This window comes from Thalassotalea ponticola (assembly GCF_041379045.1).
GTDB classification, from domain to species: domain Bacteria; phylum Pseudomonadota; class Gammaproteobacteria; order Enterobacterales; family Alteromonadaceae; genus Thalassotalea_A; species Thalassotalea_A ponticola.
In genome coordinates this window covers 649505-668175 of sequence record NZ_CP166871.1, presented here as the reverse complement: position 1 = coordinate 668175, position 18671 = coordinate 649505, and the positions used below count along the sequence as shown (strand labels likewise).

The 18671-nt window shown below is 44.7% G+C and carries 16 protein-coding genes; 9 read left to right on the top strand and 7 right to left on the bottom strand.

Annotation, left to right across the window (positions count from 1 at the left end; genetic code table 11):
- Positions 1–319 precede the first annotated feature (319 nt).
- Positions 320–1543 carry a sodium/glutamate symporter gene (gene gltS, locus ACAY30_RS02920; protein ID WP_290252231.1) on the top strand — a complete coding sequence of 408 codons (1224 nt, stop codon included), beginning with the start codon at positions 320–322 and terminating at the stop codon, positions 1541–1543.
- A gap of 221 nt (positions 1544–1764) precedes the next feature.
- Here the strand turns inward: gltS and ACAY30_RS02915 are convergent, their stop codons facing one another.
- The 4 genes from ACAY30_RS02915 to ispB form a co-directional block, all read right to left on the bottom strand.
- On the bottom strand, positions 1765–3594 hold the full coding sequence (locus ACAY30_RS02915) for a hypothetical protein (RefSeq protein ID WP_290252230.1): 1830 nt from the start codon (positions 3592–3594) through the stop codon (positions 1765–1767).
- 396 nt (positions 3595–3990) lie between these two features.
- Positions 3991–4233, bottom strand: coding sequence for a DUF2960 domain-containing protein (locus ACAY30_RS02910; RefSeq protein ID WP_290252229.1), 243 nt, complete (start codon positions 4231–4233; stop codon positions 3991–3993).
- Between the two features lie 3 nt (positions 4234–4236).
- Positions 4237–4908, bottom strand: a complete 672-nt coding sequence (locus tag ACAY30_RS02905) for an alpha/beta hydrolase (RefSeq protein WP_290252228.1) — start codon at positions 4906–4908, stop codon at positions 4237–4239.
- Positions 4909–5042: 134 nt separating this feature from the next.
- Positions 5043–6014 carry an octaprenyl diphosphate synthase gene (gene ispB, locus ACAY30_RS02900; RefSeq protein WP_290252227.1) on the bottom strand — a complete coding sequence of 324 codons (972 nt, stop codon included), beginning with the start codon at positions 6012–6014 and terminating at the stop codon, positions 5043–5045.
- Between the two features lie 439 nt (positions 6015–6453).
- Here ispB and rplU point away from each other — a divergent pair, with 439 nt between their 5' ends.
- The 4 genes from rplU to folA all read left to right on the top strand — a co-directional run bounded on the left by rplU (position 6454) and on the right by folA (position 9251).
- Complete coding sequence (gene rplU, locus ACAY30_RS02895; RefSeq protein WP_290252226.1) at positions 6454–6765, top strand: 50S ribosomal protein L21; 312 nt, start codon at positions 6454–6456, stop codon at positions 6763–6765.
- Positions 6766–6780: 15 nt separating this feature from the next.
- Positions 6781–7038, top strand: a complete 258-nt coding sequence (gene rpmA / locus ACAY30_RS02890) for a 50S ribosomal protein L27 (RefSeq protein ID WP_290252225.1) — start codon at positions 6781–6783, stop codon at positions 7036–7038.
- A gap of 196 nt (positions 7039–7234) precedes the next feature.
- Positions 7235–8401: an Obg family GTPase CgtA gene (cgtA, locus tag ACAY30_RS02885; protein ID WP_290252224.1), complete on the top strand. Its 1167-nt coding sequence runs from the start codon at positions 7235–7237 to the stop codon at positions 8399–8401.
- Positions 8402–8750: 349 nt separating this feature from the next.
- Complete coding sequence (folA, locus tag ACAY30_RS02880; RefSeq protein ID WP_290252223.1) at positions 8751–9251, top strand: type 3 dihydrofolate reductase; 501 nt, start codon at positions 8751–8753, stop codon at positions 9249–9251.
- A 125-nt stretch (positions 9252–9376) separates the two neighbouring features.
- Here the strand turns inward: folA and ACAY30_RS02875 are convergent, their stop codons facing one another.
- Positions 9377–12547 carry an efflux RND transporter permease subunit gene (locus ACAY30_RS02875; RefSeq protein ID WP_290252222.1) on the bottom strand — a complete coding sequence of 1057 codons (3171 nt, stop codon included), beginning with the start codon at positions 12545–12547 and terminating at the stop codon, positions 9377–9379.
- Complete coding sequence (locus ACAY30_RS02870) at positions 12547–13740, bottom strand: efflux RND transporter periplasmic adaptor subunit (RefSeq protein WP_290252221.1); 1194 nt, start codon at positions 13738–13740, stop codon at positions 12547–12549. Before ACAY30_RS02870 ends, ACAY30_RS02875 begins: the two co-directional genes overlap by 1 nt.
- A 298-nt stretch (positions 13741–14038) precedes the next feature.
- Here ACAY30_RS02870 and ACAY30_RS02865 point away from each other — a divergent pair, with 298 nt between their 5' ends.
- From ACAY30_RS02865 to ACAY30_RS02850, 4 genes are all read left to right on the top strand, one after another.
- The gene (locus ACAY30_RS02865) at positions 14039–14497 is read left to right on the top strand and encodes a TerB family tellurite resistance protein (RefSeq protein ID WP_290252220.1); all 459 of its coding nucleotides are present in this window, start codon (positions 14039–14041) and stop codon (positions 14495–14497) included.
- Positions 14498–14550: 53 nt separating this feature from the next.
- A complete protein-coding gene (locus ACAY30_RS02860) occupies positions 14551–15522 on the top strand; it encodes a S1 RNA-binding domain-containing protein (protein ID WP_290252219.1) in 972 nt (323 codons plus the stop codon).
- Positions 15523–15846: 324 nt separating this feature from the next.
- Complete coding sequence (locus ACAY30_RS02855; RefSeq protein ID WP_290252218.1) at positions 15847–16656, top strand: crotonase/enoyl-CoA hydratase family protein; 810 nt, start codon at positions 15847–15849, stop codon at positions 16654–16656.
- A 46-nt stretch (positions 16657–16702) separates the two neighbouring features.
- Positions 16703–17476 (top strand): bifunctional 2-polyprenyl-6-hydroxyphenol methylase/3-demethylubiquinol 3-O-methyltransferase UbiG, encoded by a 774-nt coding sequence (locus ACAY30_RS02850; protein WP_290252217.1) that lies wholly within the window; start codon positions 16703–16705, stop codon positions 17474–17476.
- Positions 17477–17666: 190 nt separating this feature from the next.
- Here ACAY30_RS02850 and dapA read toward each other — a convergent pair whose 3' ends face one another.
- Positions 17667–18566 (bottom strand): 4-hydroxy-tetrahydrodipicolinate synthase, encoded by a 900-nt coding sequence (gene dapA, locus ACAY30_RS02845; RefSeq protein WP_290252216.1) that lies wholly within the window; start codon positions 18564–18566, stop codon positions 17667–17669.
- Positions 18567–18671: the final 105 nt, after the last annotated feature.

Below are 18671 nucleotides of genomic sequence, written 5' to 3'. Positions count from 1 at the left end.
ATTGTTATGTAAAAATTTTGGCGCGAATTATAGAGCAATTTAACCACAAATACACCTTTAAATTAACGCGCTAACGCAATTTTGATCAAAACCTTCAGTTTAAACTCCTTGCTGGGGCGTGCTTATCTTTGTTTACTAATTCTCCTGAGCGATAAAATCGTTTTAATCAAGGCAAACATTATGTTGTTTAGTCATCTACATTCATCAGTGTTAACGCAGAGTAAAACGATTTTAGCCTCAGCAAGGTGTCGCTTAGTACTCTATAGTTATTACACACGTATCGATAATATGCATAAATAACACCTAAGGCTCGCTGGCGATGACAACTAATCCTATCGAAATAGGGGCAATTGAATCACTTATCATCGCCATCTTGGTGTTGTTTATCGGCCGTTTGATAAATCATCTCATCGTCCCCTTGCAAACGTTCAACTTACCCGAACCGATCTTAGGTGGCTTAGTGGTGGCCATTGGCATCACCATCTTACACAACCAAGGTATTCATATTGAGTTTAACCTGCCATTGCAGAGTACTTTTATGTTGCTGTTTTTCTCGACCGTCGGCTTATCCGCGAGCTTTAAATTGTTACTCAAAGGTGGCAGCAAGGTATTTTTGTTTTTGGCAATTGCCGCACTGTATGTGGTGGTACAAAATATGCTCGGTGTCAGCTTGGCGACCTTGTTAGGGTTAGAACCATTACTCGGCTTAGTTGCCGGTTCCATAACCCTTAGTGGAGGCCATGGTACTGGAGCTGCATGGGCGAATACGTTTTCCCAAGTTTACGATATTGAAACCCTGGAATTGGCGATGGCGGCGGCCACCTTTGGCTTAGTTATGGGCGGGATTATCGGTGGCCCTGTGGCACAACGGCTGATCAATAAGCACCAGTTAAAATCAACTTATGGCGCTGGTATTCACCATCATCAAGCCGATGACATCGTCACCTATAACCAGCTTGAAGAGGAGCGTGTTACCGCCAAAAAAGTCTGCGAGACCCTGTTTGTTTTATTGATTTGTGTGGCTGGAGCTAAATATAGCAAAGCCTGGGTCGACGGATTTCAGATCAGCTATTTGCAGATCCCCGACTTTGTTTACGCCCTGTTTATCGGCGTGATCATTACCAACCTGTGTGAATTATCCAAGCGCTACAAACTCAATACCGAAACCGTGGATATCCTCGGTACCGTGTCTTTGGCGCTGTTTTTATCAATGGCGTTAATGAGTTTAAAGCTATGGCAGATTTTTGATTTAGCACTGCCTTTGTTGGCCATTTTACTGTGCCAAACAATTACTCTAGCGGTATTTGCTTATCTGGTGACGTTTCGAGTCATGGGCAAAAACTACGATGCTGCGGTGATCGCTGGCGGACACTGTGGTTTTGGTCTCGGTGCCACGCCCACAGCGGTAATGAATATGGGCGCTTTGGTATCGCGCAACGGCCCGTCGCCACAGGCCTTCATGGTGGTTCCGATTGTTGGCGCCTTCTTCATCGATATCGTTAACCTGTTAATATTGCAAGTCTTTATCAGTATTATTGGTTAATAATCTTTGCTCTAGGTTGATAGCGCTGCAGAACTAACTTGTTGCACCGTTGAGGATGGGGCACTGTGTTTCTCGTGGTTGATGAGTAACAACTGCGCCGTTGCAGTGCATGATCCAATCGCGTTTTTCGCAGTATGAAAAACATAAGGTCAGAGGATTGTCAGCCTGAAATTAACTAACAACCCTGTTCTTTTTTAACTCAGCACGATTACTCGACTGATTTAGCTCGCCGATGCGGACTCTTGTTTGACCGTTTTATCCTTTTTCTCCGCTTGCTGTTTTTGCTCTTGCTCTTCCTTTTCTTGATTCTGTTTTCTCAGTTGCTCAATCATATCGTCGTACGTTTGTTGCATTGTTTTAACGTCAATAGACACCACTTCTTGCCAAGTTTCACCAAAGTTGTCAGACGCCACTATTTGACCTTGGTCGCACAGCATGTAGATCGTTGATTGCTGCGAAATATTGGGTAGCATTGTATGACAATTATCTTTTGGGGCGTAATGAAAGCTCCACGATTTTTTATCAGATACCTGTTTCGCATCGGTTGAGATAATCTTTAATGTGGTTTTACTGTTACCATTTTTTGCCGTCTTTTTACGACCTATAGAAACAACGGTGTTGTCGTTTAGCACAATAGGTAAGCTTCTATCTAGTTTAAAATCGCCCCAAAGGTTTAAGTGGCGATTTACATCGAGCCAGGTTTTGCCGTAATCTAAGCTTACAACTTGGTCACCAACGCCGTCCCACTGACTCACTTCAACACCAACTAACATGCCATTTGCCAGTTGAGTCATATCTACTAGGCTAGTCGTCTTCGTCTCAACCCACTTTTTAGTGCTGTTACTATAGGTATAAAGTTTATTATCGTTGATGATACTGATTTGGTTTTCACCATTGATAAATGGAAACAAGCCGCCATTTTGCACCCAAATCCCTTTTGGTTTTCGCTCAAAAGACACCAGTTTTTCCCATCTAGTTTCGATATCTTCAATCTGATAAACAACAAATTCTCTTGCTGATTGCGTCAACGCATAATACGTGTCGTTACTTTGACCAAACCAGCTAATCGCTTCTTTGGGACTTACAGGTTGATAGCGTTGCCAGTTAGCACTTAGATTGTCACTGATAAACACTTGACCTAATTCACCACCAACAACCACTTTATTGCCTATTTCTATTGCCGCAGCCAACTGCGAATTGGTGTCTAGATTGGTCTTTTGCCACTTGCCTTGCGTATCTTGCCATTTTAATAGACCAAATTTTGATGCAATAACATTTTTACCAAGTTTTGATAGCGTCATGGTTTGGTTACCATATGCATTGTTACGAGATAAATCGCTTAACTTACCTCTAAATTCATCTAACTCATCACTACTCCAATCTAAGGTTTGCTCTAGTTGCAGCTGGTCAGCGAGATTAGGGTAATGTCTTAAGATAAAGCTTTTGAGGTCTTGTTGTTTTTCAACACGGGTAACATAGGCTTTTTGAGAAGATGTATTACTCCAAAAGCCTTTTTCTTTAATATTTAGTAATGGCTGGAACACAACACTGCCTAGGCTGGTTAGTTTCTTTTCTTCAACTTTAAATTTACCCGCCGAAAACATCACCGGCATGCTTAGCCAAGACGAGAAGTCTCCACCATTATAATAAGCATATAAACTAGAAATCATATACTCGCCTTGGGGAATGGTGCCGACGAATATTTGACTATCTAAAACGCCTTGATCGTGAGGGGTTAACGTATAAACCTCAGGGTTCCAATCTACTTTCTCAGGATCAAAAGGTTTACTGCCTTTGTGCTTCGCTTTTGCTTTATCAATTGCTGCCTGCTTTAACTGCTCCATATTATCTGTTCGAAAAACAATCACCTCGGTCCAGCCTTTATGCCATTGAGCGAGTCGCTCGGCATTGTTGATCACTTGGACTGCCACCACCCCTGTACCAGGTTCTAACGGTTTATTGGTGGCAATACGAGTCGATTGAATTTGAGTAGAGCTACAAGCGATTAACGCTGTCGTGAGTAGAAGGGTGACTATGTTCCGTAACATCATTGTTCTCGTTTTATTGTTTTATTGTTTTATTGTTTTATTAGTAATCAAACTATGCTTTAACCCATTTGCACTGGCGGCAAACAATGTTGACTTTAACAGGTGTAGATTACGTTCTTCTTCAGCGCCTATCAAGCGCATAGACATGATTCGATGCAGTACTTGCCAATACTTAATCTAACACCACCGGTGGGGAGCTTGTTTGGTGATTTATTCGCACGACACGATCAACGCGTTGACAACGTCGATTATCGCGACGTTGAGATAATATTCCAATAAGGGGCAATGATCACAAGCAAAGTATGCTGAGGCGCTCATCCTCAGGGAGTTATCTGGCTTAGTGAATTAGTACTTACCTAACCCCACCTAACAACGCCAGCAGTTTGCGGTGAACTGGCATTACTCGTCTTTAATCATCCAAACTTTGCTAAAACCAAGACGAGCAAACTCCTTTTGGCGGAAGTTTTTCATGATTCCCTGACCACGGCTAACCAACTCCAACTGCTGCTCCATGGCCAACACCGACGTAATATCAACCCCTTCTGCGGCGGCTGCCGCTTCGTAGATATCGCGGTGTTTTGAATAAGAGAAAGGTATTTTCTTGGTTTTTCCCTGATACGTGTATTCCACATAGCGAGCCATAATTTACTCTCCTACAGTACGCAAACGCGCCACTAACCAAGCATTTATATCAGCGATTTGCTCGGCGCAAACGGCATGCGGCATGGGATAAGATTTGAAGGTTGGAGAAAAGCCAAACGCTTTGAGGTACTGACAGGCCTTATCGCCCAGCTCAGGCACTACTACCGGATCTTGACTGCCGTGCATAACCAATATGTCTAACCCTCGATTGGCATCCGACAACGCGATCGAATCATGTGTGGCGAAGTAAGTTGACATTGCGATCAAGCCGCCAAGAGGTTTGTCAAAGCGCAATGCCGTTTCATAAGCAACAGCACCGCCTTGAGAAAAACCGGCAAGAATAATTCTCGAACTGTCAACGCCCTTGTCGAGTTCTGCTTCGATTAACGCTTCAATGGCATCTGCCGATTGGCGAAGTTGTGTCACATCGACTTTGCGCTCGACACTCATATCGAGAATGTCATACCACGCCGGCATAACCATTGCTCCATTTATGGTTACCGGTTGTTGCGGTGCGTGAGGAAACACAAAGCGCACTTGCGTATCATCGGCAAATGACATCATCGGGACAACGGGTTCAAAATCATGGCCGTTAGCACCAAGGCCGTGCAACCAAATAACGCTCGCATTTGCTTTGTTTTGTGGCTCAATAACCACACAGTCTAGATTCGACATGATGTCATTCTCTTTGTTGCTAAAGCACCTACTGAACTAGTTGATGTCAATCAAAACAGCCCCTCGGTGAATTAGATAATGGATTATTATTGGCGTTAGTAGGGATCGATGGTGAGTCTCGATCCCGCGGTAGATTATACCGAGCGGTTAGCGGCAATATTAGCAAGGCTAATCAATGCTTGTTTATATTCACTGTCTGGCAGTACCGCCAGTGCGTCAATTGCCTTTTCAGCCTCTAACTCCGCCATTTGTTGGGTAAATTGTAATGCGCCGGTTTGTTCCATCGCCGTTAAAACCGCATCTAAATGTTCGATCCCTTGTCCGTTCTCGATCGCTTGACGAATGAGTTGTGCTTGCTGTTCACTGCCATGGTGCATGGCGTGTAATAACGGTAAGGTCGGCTTGCCTTCGGCTAGGTCGTCCCCTACGTTTTTGCCCATTTCATCCGCATTAGCAGTGTAATCCATCAGATCGTCAATTAATTGAAAGGCGGTTCCCAAATGCATGCCATATGCCTGCATCGCGGCGATGCGCTGCTCGCTTTGTCCCGCAACAACTGCAGCTAAACGCGTTGCCGCTTCAAACAACTTCGCCGTTTTGGAATAAATAACCTGCATGTAGCTATCTACACTCGTGTCAGGGTCATTACAATTCATTAACTGCAATACTTCGCCCTCGGCAATAACGTTGGTGGCATCTGACAATACTTTCATAACCGTCATATCGTCAAGAGTCACCATCATTTGAAACGAGCGCGTGTATAAGAAGTCGCCAACCAAAACGCTCGCGCTATTGCCAAACATTGCATTTGCAGTTTCTCTGCCACGGCGCATTGTTGATTCATCGACCACGTCATCGTGTAATAATGTTGCCGTGTGAATAAACTCAATAATGGCAGCCAAGCAAGTGTGCTTGTCGCCATCATAACCTAACGCGCGCGCTGCAAGTACAGTAATCAACGGTCTAATGCGCTTACCACCGGCATTGACAATGTACATGCCCAATTGGTTAATGAGTACAACATCAGACTCTAATTGCTTATATATATAGCGGTTAACATCGGCCATGTCCTTGTCGGCCAGCGCTTGGATCTCAGTAATGTTCATATGTATATCAATAGGATCGCTTTTGATCCTTGTTCAAGCCTGTGCTTGGGGTAGGCTTATTGCTGAATATTTGTCATTGATTTTACACTATTTTACAGCAGAGCAAAGCCACTAAACGGCATTTGCGCAAAATTCTGTAAGTTTTCCTCTGTGTATTAGCTTGTCGCCCACGGATCTAAAAGCAGACTTTTTAACTCCGCGTTACCTCGGTGCTATAATCGCAGCGGCGACAGCGATCTAATTTAGTTCCTGATTAGTAACCACCTTAATCACAATTTAACGGCTAAATTCTGATTAAGTTCAGGCGATGTAGCACCATTAAAAAAAATTACAGTAAAATCGTGCTAAAGACTTGCCAATAAAATCATCTTAGCGTAGAATCCGCGACCTATTATTTTAATTTGTGCGTCACGTGATGATGACGCGTTCGGAGTAGCAAATGTACGCGGTATTCCAAAGCGGTGGTAAGCAACACCGTGTAAGCGAAGGTCAAGTTGTTCGCTTAGAAAAATTAGAGCAAGAAATCGGCTCTTCTGTAGAATTTGAAAATGTTTTAATGGTTGCTGATGGCGACGACATCAAAGTAGGCGCGCCTTACGTTGATGGTGGTAAAGTTACAGCTGAAGTTGTAGCTCAAGGTCGTGGTGACAAAGTTAAAATCGTTAAGTTTAAACGTCGTAAGCATTCACGCAAGCAGCAAGGCCACCGTCAGTGGTACACTGAAGTGAAAATTACTGGCATCAACGGTTAATAGGAGTAATTAACGATGGCACATAAGAAGGCAGCAGGTAGTACTCGTAACGGTCGTGATTCAGAATCAAAACGCTTAGGTGTTAAGCGTTTCGGTGGTGAGTCTGTTTTAGCGGGTAACATCATCGTTCGTCAACGTGGTACTAAATTCCACGCTGGTACAAACATGGGTATTGGTAAAGACCACACTCTATTTGCTTTAACTGACGGTAAAGTTCAGTTTGAAGTAAAAGGTCCTCAAAACCGCAAGTTTGTATCAATTATCGCTGAGTAATCGCGATAAACGACACAGTTCGAAAAGCCTCGCTTTAAGCGAGGTTTTTTTTTGCTAATAAAATAAGGGTGGCGTTTAGCATTATCTCGTCCCTTTAATTGACTCGCAAACATTTATGTAATCATTGAGTTTGCGTTTATAATTAGATCCTTATTGCACATACAGCGTTTCCAAAATTGGAGCTTGATTTAAGCTAATGAAATTTGTTGATGAAGTAGAAATTCGCGTCGAAGCAGGCGATGGCGGCAGTGGCTGCGTAAGCTTTCGCAGAGAAAAATACGTTGAGTACGGTGGCCCAGATGGCGGCGATGGTGGCGACGGTGGCGATGTATACCTTGTTGCCGACGAAAACCTTAATACCCTAATTGATTACCGATTTGAGCGCTTCCACAGTGCGCAGCGCGGTGAGAATGGTAAAGGCCGCAACATGACCGGTAAGCGCGGCAAAGATTGCACCTTAAAAGTTCCCGTTGGTACTCGCGTTATCGATGTCGATACCGGTGAACAAATTGGCGACCTCACCAAGCACCAACAAAAATTAATGGTCGCTAAAGGTGGTTGGCACGGCTTGGGTAACACCCGATTTAAAAGCTCAACTAACCGCGCACCGAGACAAAAAACCTTAGGCACTCCAGGTGAAATTCGCAACTTGCAGCTTGAATTGATGTTGCTTGCTGATGTCGGTTTGCTCGGCTTACCTAACGCGGGTAAATCGACTCTAATTCGCAGCGTTTCCGCGGCTAAACCAAAAGTTGCCGACTACCCGTTTACCACCCTAGTGCCAAACTTAGGTGTCGTTCGACTAAATCAGCAGCGCAGCTTTGTTATTGCCGACATTCCTGGTTTAATTGAAGGTGCCTCTGAAGGAACTGGTTTGGGCATTCGCTTCTTAAAGCACTTAGAGCGTTGTCGCATTCTCTTGCATTTGGTCGACGTGTTGCCTGCAGATCAAAGCGATCCCGCTGAAAACGCTGTGACCATCGTCAAAGAGCTCGAACAATACTCTGAAAAGCTTGCTAATAAGCCGCGTTGGTTAGTGTTTAACAAGCTTGATTTATTGCTCGAAGACGAAGCGCAAGAAGTTATGGACCGGGTGACTGAGGCGCTTGATTGGCAAGGTGAAGTGCGCACCATTTCGGCTTTTAACCACGAAGGTACAAAAGAATTAACTCAAGACATTATGAGTTTTATCGAATCCCTTCCAGACGAAGTCGAAGTTGAAGAGCAAGAAGATGAGTCGGTTGAGTTCAAGTGGGACGACTACCACAAAGACGCCATTGAAAATTATGATTACGATGACGATCTCGACGACGAAGATTGGGACGATGATGACTACGATGTAGAAGTTGAATACCGTCAATAAACTCGAAAAAAAGCTCGGTTAATCGACGTAGATTACCGAGCTATTTTGTTGTCAACACTCTACAACGGCGGTTACCTCCCTGTGTTAGCGGTGTGCAATCAGACCGTTAACCACATTCTTACCGACGCCGAGTAATTGAACAATAATAGCTTGTCTTTATTAAGCCGCGTTAACTGTCATCAAACCGCCTTATCCGCCGGTTGAGGCGATTGTTTACCTCGAGCTATAACTTTGCTAGCAAAACAATTAAAAGCTCTTTAGAATTGGCAAAATACAACGTAGTCGCTGGTGTAAATAACATTGACGTTAGCGATTACCCCCTGACATTTTAGATAATAAAGAGAACAATATGACTGTGTTGTCTATGATTGTCGCGCACGCGAATAATCGCGTCATCGGCAAAGATAATGATATGCCCTGGCACATGCCTGCCGACTTAAAATACTTTAAGCAAACAACCTTAAAAAAGCCGGTGATCATGGGTAGAAAAACCTACGAGTCGATCGGGTTTGCCTTACCTGGTCGCCGAAATATTGTTATCAGCAGAGACGCAAACTATCAAGCCGATGGTATAGAAACCGTTGTCAATATTGACGACGCGTTGGCATTAGTCAGTGGTGTTGAAGAAATCATGGTTATTGGTGGTGGTAGTATATATCAACACTGTTTGGCAAAAGCCGATCGCTTGTACATTACTGAGATCGACTTAGATACCGATGGCGATACGTTTTTTCCTGATTATAACGCCAACAATGAATTTCACTGTATCAGTAGCGTAACTCACGCCCCCGACAACGAAAATCCTCATCCCTATAGCTTTAAGGTGTACGAGCGCCAACCCGCTAAATAATAGCGCGTTCGTTGGCCGCGTGCTGACGACAAACACAACGCTACCAACAAGGTCAAACTAACACATAGAAAAAGGGCCCGCGGTTAATCGCGAGCCCTTTTGTTTTACTTACTTATGGTCAACGACTAGCGACTTTCGCCAGCGCCAACTACGCGCTCATCGTCGATGCTCTGACGCTTGCGATTAGCGCCAAACCAACCACTGAACAGACCTTTAATGTCTTCGACAAACACATACAAACACGGAATCAGGACTAAGGTCACTACCGTGGCGAACAATACGCCAAAACCAAGTGATACCGCCATTGGTACTACGAGCTTGGCTTGCATACTGGTTTCGAAGAACATAATCGGCGCAAGACCAATAAAGGTAGTTAGCGAGGTTAATAAAATGGCTCTGAAGCGATAACACCCGGCCTCAACTACCGCATCTTTGACTCGCACACCAGCTTCTCGAGCTCGGTTAATGTAATCGATCATCACCAATGAATCATTAACAACAACCCCTGCTGCTGCGATTAAGCCAAACATCGACAGTACCGACAAATCCATACCAAGCATCATATGTCCAGCAACCGCACCGATAATACCAAATGGGATAACCGACATAATGATCAACGGCTGTGAATACGATTTCAATGGAATCGCAAGTAAGCTGAAGATAATCAACATCGAAATAATGAAATCGCGCATTTGTGTATTAGCACTGTCCATCTCTTCTTGGATGCGACCTGATAACTGACTTTTCACTAATGGATATTTTTGTAACAAGCCAGGCATGTAGTTATCGCGGATATCGGCGGCAATTTTAAATGGTTCGGCCTGCATCGCATCCACTTTAGCCCAGACGTTAATGGTGCGATTGCCATTTTCACGACGGATTTGGCTTACCCCATCGGTTTCAGTGATCGTTGCAATTTCTGATAACGGTACTTCACCACCATTAGGCAGTTGCACCATTACATCATCAACATTACCAAGTGAGCGACGATCCGATAGCGGGTAACGCACCATGACTTTGATTTCTTCGCCATTGCGCAAAATGCGCTGTGCTTCTAATCCATAAAAGCTATAACCAACTTGCGACGCCACATCGGCCAAGGTCAAACCTAACGTATAGGCCAAAGGTTTAAGCTCAAACTGTACTTCTCGGGCACTGTTCATACGAGAGTCTGTGACATCACTTACACCGACCAAGGTGCTCAGTTTGTCTTTCAATTCACGGGCGGCGGCTAACAGTTGCTGCTCATCAGTACCTTCGAGACGGAAGCTGATATCGCCATCATCGCGGTCATTACCAAATAAATTATCTTGGGTATCAAGGCGTTTTACACCGGCAATTTGAGGCATATTGTCACGCCATAAATCAGCCAATTCAAACGTGTTCATCGGACGAAGAACAGGATCAATTAACTTGACCATTATTTGCGCTTCAGTGCGGCTGCGCAAGTCTACCTGAATATCAGAGATCATCCGCACACCGTGTTGTTGCTCTATCGTATCGTCAACGTCAAACAACGAGCGTTCAATGGCTCGTGCGGCATCTAAAGTAGCGCGCTCTGAGCTGTCTAAGTTCATTTCTAAACTGATTCTAGGGAAGTCGTGAGGTACTTTAGGTTGGCCGATAAAACGCACCACACCGCTTTCAAACAAGCCGACACAAATCAATACCAAGGCAACAAATAAACACGTTACCCCATAGCGATAGACAACCGCTTTTTTCAACATCGGTCGATAGGTGTTTTCAACAAAGCGCTTTAAGCCGCCATCAATGGCCATGCGAAAACGCGCAAAGGGGTTATTCGGATTTGGCTTTGTCACCTTCATTTTTGCCAAATGCGCAGGCAGAATCAGTTTCGATTCAACCAGGGAAAACAGCAAACAAAGAATAACCACAAAGCCAATCGACTGGTTCCATGCCGATGCTGGTCCATCGCTGATAACCAACGGCATAAACGCGGCGATGGTAGTTAATACACCAAACGTTGCCGGCATCGCAACGCGTTTTACCCCGCGAATGACGTTATCGACGCTGTGACCTTTCTTTTCTATTTCTGTGTAGGCGCTCTCACCCATTACAATGGCATCATCAACGACAATACCGAGAACCAAAATAAAGGCAAATAAAGAGGTGATATTAATGGTCACATCAATCATGCTTGCCGGCATCAGCAATAGGGTACCCAAGAAACACACGGGCAAGCCCATCATTACCCAAAACGCCAAGCGTACACGCAAAAATGTGGCTAACATGAGAAACACTAATATTGCCCCACTGAGCAAGTTTGACAGCATCATATCAAGGCGCTCTTGCAAGTACCCTGTCATATCAACCCAAGTTTCTAACTTTACCCCGTCAGGTAGTGACGCTTGTTTCTTCTCCACGTACTTTTTGATTACTTCTGCAACGTCGGTAATTGACTGATCGTTAGCAGCGCCGACAAAAAAGGTAACCGAGTTTTGACCGTTGAATTTAGAGTACTGAATGCCCTCTTCGAAACCATCGTTAATGGTCGCCACATCCCCGAGAAGTACCTTTGAGCCATCAGCGCGATTAATTAGCGGCAGATTCGCGAACTCATCGCCAATATAGGCTTGGTTTTCAACGCGCAAGCTGATGTAGCCATTTTCTGCGCGGATTTGTCCAGCCGACATATTGCGTGACCAACTGCGTACAGCATTGGCTACATCGGTAAATGATAAATTGTACTCGCGTAATTTGTCTTTGCTGACCTCTATCGAAATTTCGTAGTTTAAGCCACTGTAATACTCCGATACATTAACCAGAGGTAACTGCTGAATTTCATCGTGAATACTGCGGCCAAATTCTTTTAATTTCTTTTGGTCCATATCGCCATAAAGGCTGATGTACATCACCTCTTGACGCATTTTAATGCGCTCTACCGTTGGTCTTTCCATACCGGCAGGAAACGATGAGATGGAGTCGATTTGCGATTTGATTTCTTCCAGTACGACTTGTGCGTCATAGGCATCGTCAACGCGCAACCAACCGTAGGACGAATTACGCGCAGAGTAAGTGATCACTCTCTCTAAGCCTTGCACCGATTCCAGTGCTTCTTCGACTTTAATGGTGATGCCTTCTTCGACCTCTTGTGGGGCTGCGCCCGGGTAAATCGCCCGATATTCAATCCAGTTAATTTCTACTTGCGGAAAGAATTGCTTGCGTATCGTGCCCATGGTTAATAAGCCGCCAATAATAATGACCGCCATCAATAGGTTGGCAGCAACGGGGTTGCGAGCAAACCACGCTATAATGCCTTTGTTGGTATCAATCATTACTCACCTTCCTTAAGCGCAACTTGCGTATCGTCAGTCTGCTCATCGCGCTTTGGTTGCTCGCTTTCTTGATCAAGTACCGATAGCGACATGCCTTCAAGGGCAAAGTCAAGCGCTGAGGTGATCAGTTGCTCACCCTGATTCAGTCCAGCGGTTACCACCACTTTATCACCCTGTTGACGCAACACGTCGATGTTGCGATAACGCAGGGTATTGTCGTCGCTAATGACGGCAACCTGCTCATCAATGACTAAATGGCGTGGTATCAACGCGGCGTTGTTCACTTCAATGCCTTTGATGTTGGCATTGACATATGTGCCAAAACGAATCGCCGCCTGATCGACATTAAGCGCATAAGGATCTTTCACTTCAGCCACTAAATAGTTCATTCGAGAGACGTTATCTACGACCCCTTCAGTGCGAGCAATGCGAGCCTGCCAGCGCATGGTTTTACCGGCAAATTCGGTGGTTAACACCACCTCGGCATCAACACCACCGCGTTGTAAAAATTGCAATTGATTATCCGCAACAGGAAGGCGTACTTCAGCAACATCAGTCGCTAACAAGTGGCCTAAACGCGTGCCCATGTTGACCACAGAGCCTAAACCGATGTCTCTTGCATTGACCATCGCATCATACGGGGCGGTAATTTTAGTTCGTTGTAGATTTCGCTCTGCGCGCTTAACCGCGGCTTTTGCCGCGTCAACTCGAGCCGTTTCTTGCGCCAGTTGCGGTTTTCTCAAACTCAATTCAGTAGGCTTAGAGTTTTCAATGCGTTGCCATTCGCGTTCAGCCACTTTCGCCTGTGCTTTTTCTAACTCTAACGAGGCAATCGCTGATGCTAAGTTTGCTTGAGCTTCAAGCAACGCTGCTTCGTAGTCACTTGGATCGATTTGCGCCAGTAACTGGCCTTCTTTGACAAAGCCACCACGAACAAAAGTTTCAGACAAGTTGACGATTTGCCCTGTTACTTGCGCCACCAGTTCGGTTTCGTACTTAGGTTCAACCAAGCCGTATGAATGAACATCAAGGCTGAGCGTTTGTAATTCAACCGGTTGCACCGCAACAAGAGGTGTCACGTCCGCCTGTTTTTTCTCTGCTGGTGGTTTTTTCATTGCGCTCAATGCACCATAGCCGGCAATACCTGCTGCCAAAATGATGATAGGAATTAAGATTTGTTTTTTAGTTGCCACGTGGCTTCCCCCAGGAAATTCTTATACGATGTAGATTAACAGACGATTTACAATCTTGGTGTGTCAATATGTTACGATTTATTTCAGGCTGCAATACTTTACGCGGTTGAACTATAAACAGTTCACATCCGTGTTACCAATAGTGTGTTGGGCTCAATGAATCTGCGCAGTCTGCTGATCGGCAACAGACCCTAGTAATATTTATTCTATACTCTGTTATGAGCAGCAACATTGAGCGCACCGTATTAAACAACCCCAAGTTAACAAACGCAATAAAAATTTGATAAGAAATTAACCTATGATCAACAGAATTCGAGTGTTTTTTAAAGCTTTACAAACAGATTCTATGGTGGGAAACACACTATCTCTCGAAATAGCAACCGCGGTGTTGTTATTTGAGGTAATGCGTGCTGACCAAACCATTTGCGACAAAGAACAAGCTAAAGTAGTCGCTTTGCTACAACAAACATTTAGTTTAGACAAGCAAGAAGTACTGGAAGTATTGGCATTAGCGGAAGATGAAGTCGCTCATGCTCATGATTTGTACAAGTATACATCGTTAATCAATAGTCAGTTTAGCTTGAGCCAACGGATCCAAATCGTTGAATCACTGTGGCACCTCGCCTATAGCGATGGGCAACTGGATGTAATTGAAGAGCACGTGATCAGAAGAATTGCTGATTTATTGCACCTTCGCCACGGTGAGTTTATCGAATGTAAGCTCAAGGTACAAAATCAGCAAGGTATTGAATCGTGAACTGCGTTACAATAGCGCACGTGTTTGGTTATAACAGTTGACAGTGGAGCCCCATGGCAGAGATCGGAAAATACAATACCCTAAATGTGGTCAAGCTTACGGATTTTGGTGCCTATTTAGACGCCTCGGAGCTGGGGGAAGTATTACTCCCCAAACGCTACGTTCCTGAAGGCATAGCAGAAACCGACCCAGTCAAAGTGTTTATATACTTTGATTCGAATGACAGGTTAGTTGCGACCACCGAAACCCCAAAAGGTGAAGTTGATGATTTTGTCAGCTTAAAATGTATTCAAGTAAACAAAATGGGCGCTTTCTTAGACTGGGGTTTAAGTAAAGATCTGCTCGTTCCGTACAATCAGCAAAAGCCGAAAATGCAGGTTGGTAAATACTACTTGGTGCGAATTTACCGAGACCACTATACTGACCGCATCGCTGCTACCGCTAAAATCGATAAATACCTCGACGTTTGGCCAGCAAATTATCAACTCGGAGAAAAAGTATCTCTGATTATTGCTAATCGAACCGACTTGGGGGTAAAAGCGATTATTAATCAACGTCACTGGGGGTTGATTTTCAGCAGTGATATTTTTCAATCGTTGCGTCCTGGAATGACGGTAGACGGCTATATAAAAAACATCCGTCAAGACGGTCGTATCGATTTAACCTTAACGCGCTCGGGTATGGGAAAGATTAACGATTTCCAACCTCAGTTCTTAGCCTATTTAAAAGCCAATGACGGCTTTTCATCAATTCACGATAAAAGCAGTCCCGAACTGATTCAGCAAACCTTTGGAGTGAGCAAGAAAACGTTGAAGAGCACCATTGGCACCTTCCTCAAAAACGGCCAAGTGCGCATTGAAGGAGATGGCGTGCGCTTGCTAGACGAACACGCCAAAGCAAACAAAAAAGCCAAAGCGACAGCTGCTAAAAAGCGCTCGCGAAGCCCTCAATCTCAGCGCCAAACTGGTGGCTCAGATAGCGCTGACAAGGGCGCGTTGAACAACAATCGCGCAAGCAAAAAGTAATACCGACCTTGACTAGGTCTTACGGCTTGCCAGGTTCACGTTGCTGCGTTAGAGCTCTGAGAAAACCGCCTAGTCAACCGCTTAGTCAACACTGTTGATTGAAGCTCACAAGCAAAGACCCTCAATGTCGCTTTCGCCGGCAAGCTCGCTAACAGCGTTAGTGCAGCCGGCATTAACGAGCGATACGCTGATAAAGCCAATAAATCACCACAGCGATATGTTAGCAACAGTAGTGTATGGTTCGAGTTATCAAAGCCTAACTGGCTTGTTCTCATGTGCCTGTTGATTTACTCTATTGGTAATCATAGTTTAGGGGTTATAGCCATGATCACTATCGATATTGCCAATAATATCGCGATTGTCACCTTAGCTCGGCCTGAAAAGATGAATGCGCTCAACTTGGCGATGTTTAAGCAACTTAAACAGGCGATCAAAACGCTTAAAAAAGATCATCAGGTGCGCGCAATCGTCATCACTGCTCAAGGCGAAAACTTTTGCAGCGGATTAGATATCAGCTCGGTTACTAAAAATAGAGCTGATATTCTGGCTCTGTTATTCAAGTGGTTACCGTGGCGCGCTAACTTGGCACAATACGTCAGCGTTGGCTGGCGACAGATACCGGTCCCGGTTATTGCCGCAATTTCTGGTCGGTGCTGGGGCGGTGGACTGCAAATTGCCCTTGGTGCTGATTTTCGCATTGCTCATCCCGATGCCAGTTTCTCCATTATGGAATCTAAATGGGGGCTTATCCCTGATATGGGAGGTAACATGGCTTTAGCTGAGTTAATGAACAAAGATCACGCGCTAAAGTTAGTTATGACCGCAGAGATAATTAATGCATCAACGGCTTTGCAACACGGGCTTATCAGTCAAGAAAGCGATACCCCAGTTGAGGCCGCCATGCAACTGGCACAACAAATTTGTCAGCGCTCCCCTGATACCGTTGCCGCCAGTAAACGCCTTTACAACACGTGTTGGCAACGCGGTAATGGACGTTGGCTGTGGTTGGAAACGTGCTATCAAATCGCCATACTCTTTGGTAAAAACCAACGAATTGCGGTGGCCAAACAACGAGCCAAAGCGACGAATACAATTACTTCAAAAGACTATCAAAAGCGCAACACGTGGTGGTGAGCGAAGCTCGCTAAGCAGCGACCGTTTCAACAAGAGTAAAAAAAATATGGATTATTTACAGCTTAATAAACAGACTTGGGACAAAAGAGTTCAAACTCATATCGAGTCAGAGTTTTACGATCTCAATTCGTTTAAAGCCGGTAAGAGCTCCCTAAACCCAATTGAATTGGAACAGCTCGGCGATATAAAAGGCAAGTCACTGTTGCACCTGCAATGTCATTTTGGTCAAGATAGCTTGTCCTTGGCTCGATTAGGAGCAAGGGTTACCGGTGTTGATCTATCACCCAAGGCAATCGAACAGGCTAACCTTTTAAAGCGCACTCTGAATTTAGAGGCTGAATTTATTGAAAGTGATGTTCTCCAATTTGGGCGTGTGAACAAACGACAATTCGATATTGTTTTTACTTCGTACGGCGTTTTGTGTTGGCTGGCTAGTTTAGATGAATGGGCGCAGACCATTGCCACATCGCTAGTCACAGGAGGCGAGTTCCACCTAGTTGAATTTCACCCGATTAATGATCTTTTATCAGGTTACTCATATTTCCCCAACGATGAGCCCGATATCGAAGAAGAGGCTACCTACACAGAAAACAGTGATGGTACAAAATCTACGGTGGTCACTTGGAACAATCCTATTAGCGAAGTTATCAGCGCCTTGATAGCTGCGGGCTTAGTTATAGAGTCTTTTGTTGAGTATCCCTATAGCCCGTATAATTGCTTTGACAATTTAGCCGAAGTTAACGGCAAAGGCTATCAAATGCTACACAAAGGTAACCAAGTTCCGTTGTTGTACTCGATCAAAGCTCGTAAAATTGTTTAACTACTCGGTGCCTACGCCATAATCAAGACCATTCAAACAACAGCTAACTAACGGCACAGCTAAAACCAATAAACCACTGATAATAAACAGAATTTCCATCAAGTTATTACTGTCAGTGGTAAAAAAAGGATCGCTGACAACGATCCTTTTACTCTACTGGCAATACCCTTGCCACTTTAAACGCATAACGTTACGCTGACTTTTGCTGTGCTAACCATTGAGTTATCGCTGCGTCAGCTGCAACCAGGTTATCAACGTTTGCTAATTCAAGATGGGTTAGCGGCGGGCGCAATACCGGGCTTGATATCACGCCCTGATGATGCATAAGTAATTTGACCGGAATAGGATTAGCCACCTCAAACAAAGACTCAACTGCCTTATACCAGGTTGGAAAAAGCGCTTGTCCTTTGCCTGCAACTGACTGTCGCACATATAAGTGACTCGCTTTTGGCCACGCATTAGCACATACCGAAACCAATCCCACAGCACCTGCGCTGACTAAATAAGGCAAGAGCCCATCTTCACCGCTGTACATTTTTACCTGAGGTGCTGCCTCGACATAACGCAAAAATTGATTAATGTCGCCACTGGCTTCTTTCATCGCCCAAAAGTTTTGATGATTAGCCAAATTAGCAACCGTTTGCGCAGGAATATTAGCGCCGGTGCGCGATGGCACGTTGTATAACATACACGGATGTGCTGCGGTATCGAGTAAGCGTTCAAACCATTGGGTTTGACCGACAACACCCGGTTTTGTATACAACGGCGAAGTGAGTAAGTAACTGTGAATAGGCAAACTGTTACAGCGCTCTATCCAGGCCAGCTGTTGAGGTAGATTTAAGCCACCAACAGCCACCATTAACGGTACGGGTAATTGTTGCTGACAGACAAACTCAACAATCTGTAATTGTTGCTCAAACTCAATAGCAAGACCTTCACCGGTACTGCCGCAAAGCAAAATACCATTACCTGATTCCGCCTGCGCATTAGCTATCTTTGCAAGGCTGTCGTAATCAATCTCCCCCGCTTGGTTAAATGGCGTAATTAGAGCGGTCCACAAGGGGTAATCATCAAGTTGAAAAGTGGTCATCTGTATCTCGTTTATCGATTGTGATTATCATGATATGCCAACTTTAGTGCCGATAATCGGGGTATAACCAAGCGAGCGTAATACCGTGATAAAGAATAGGATTTA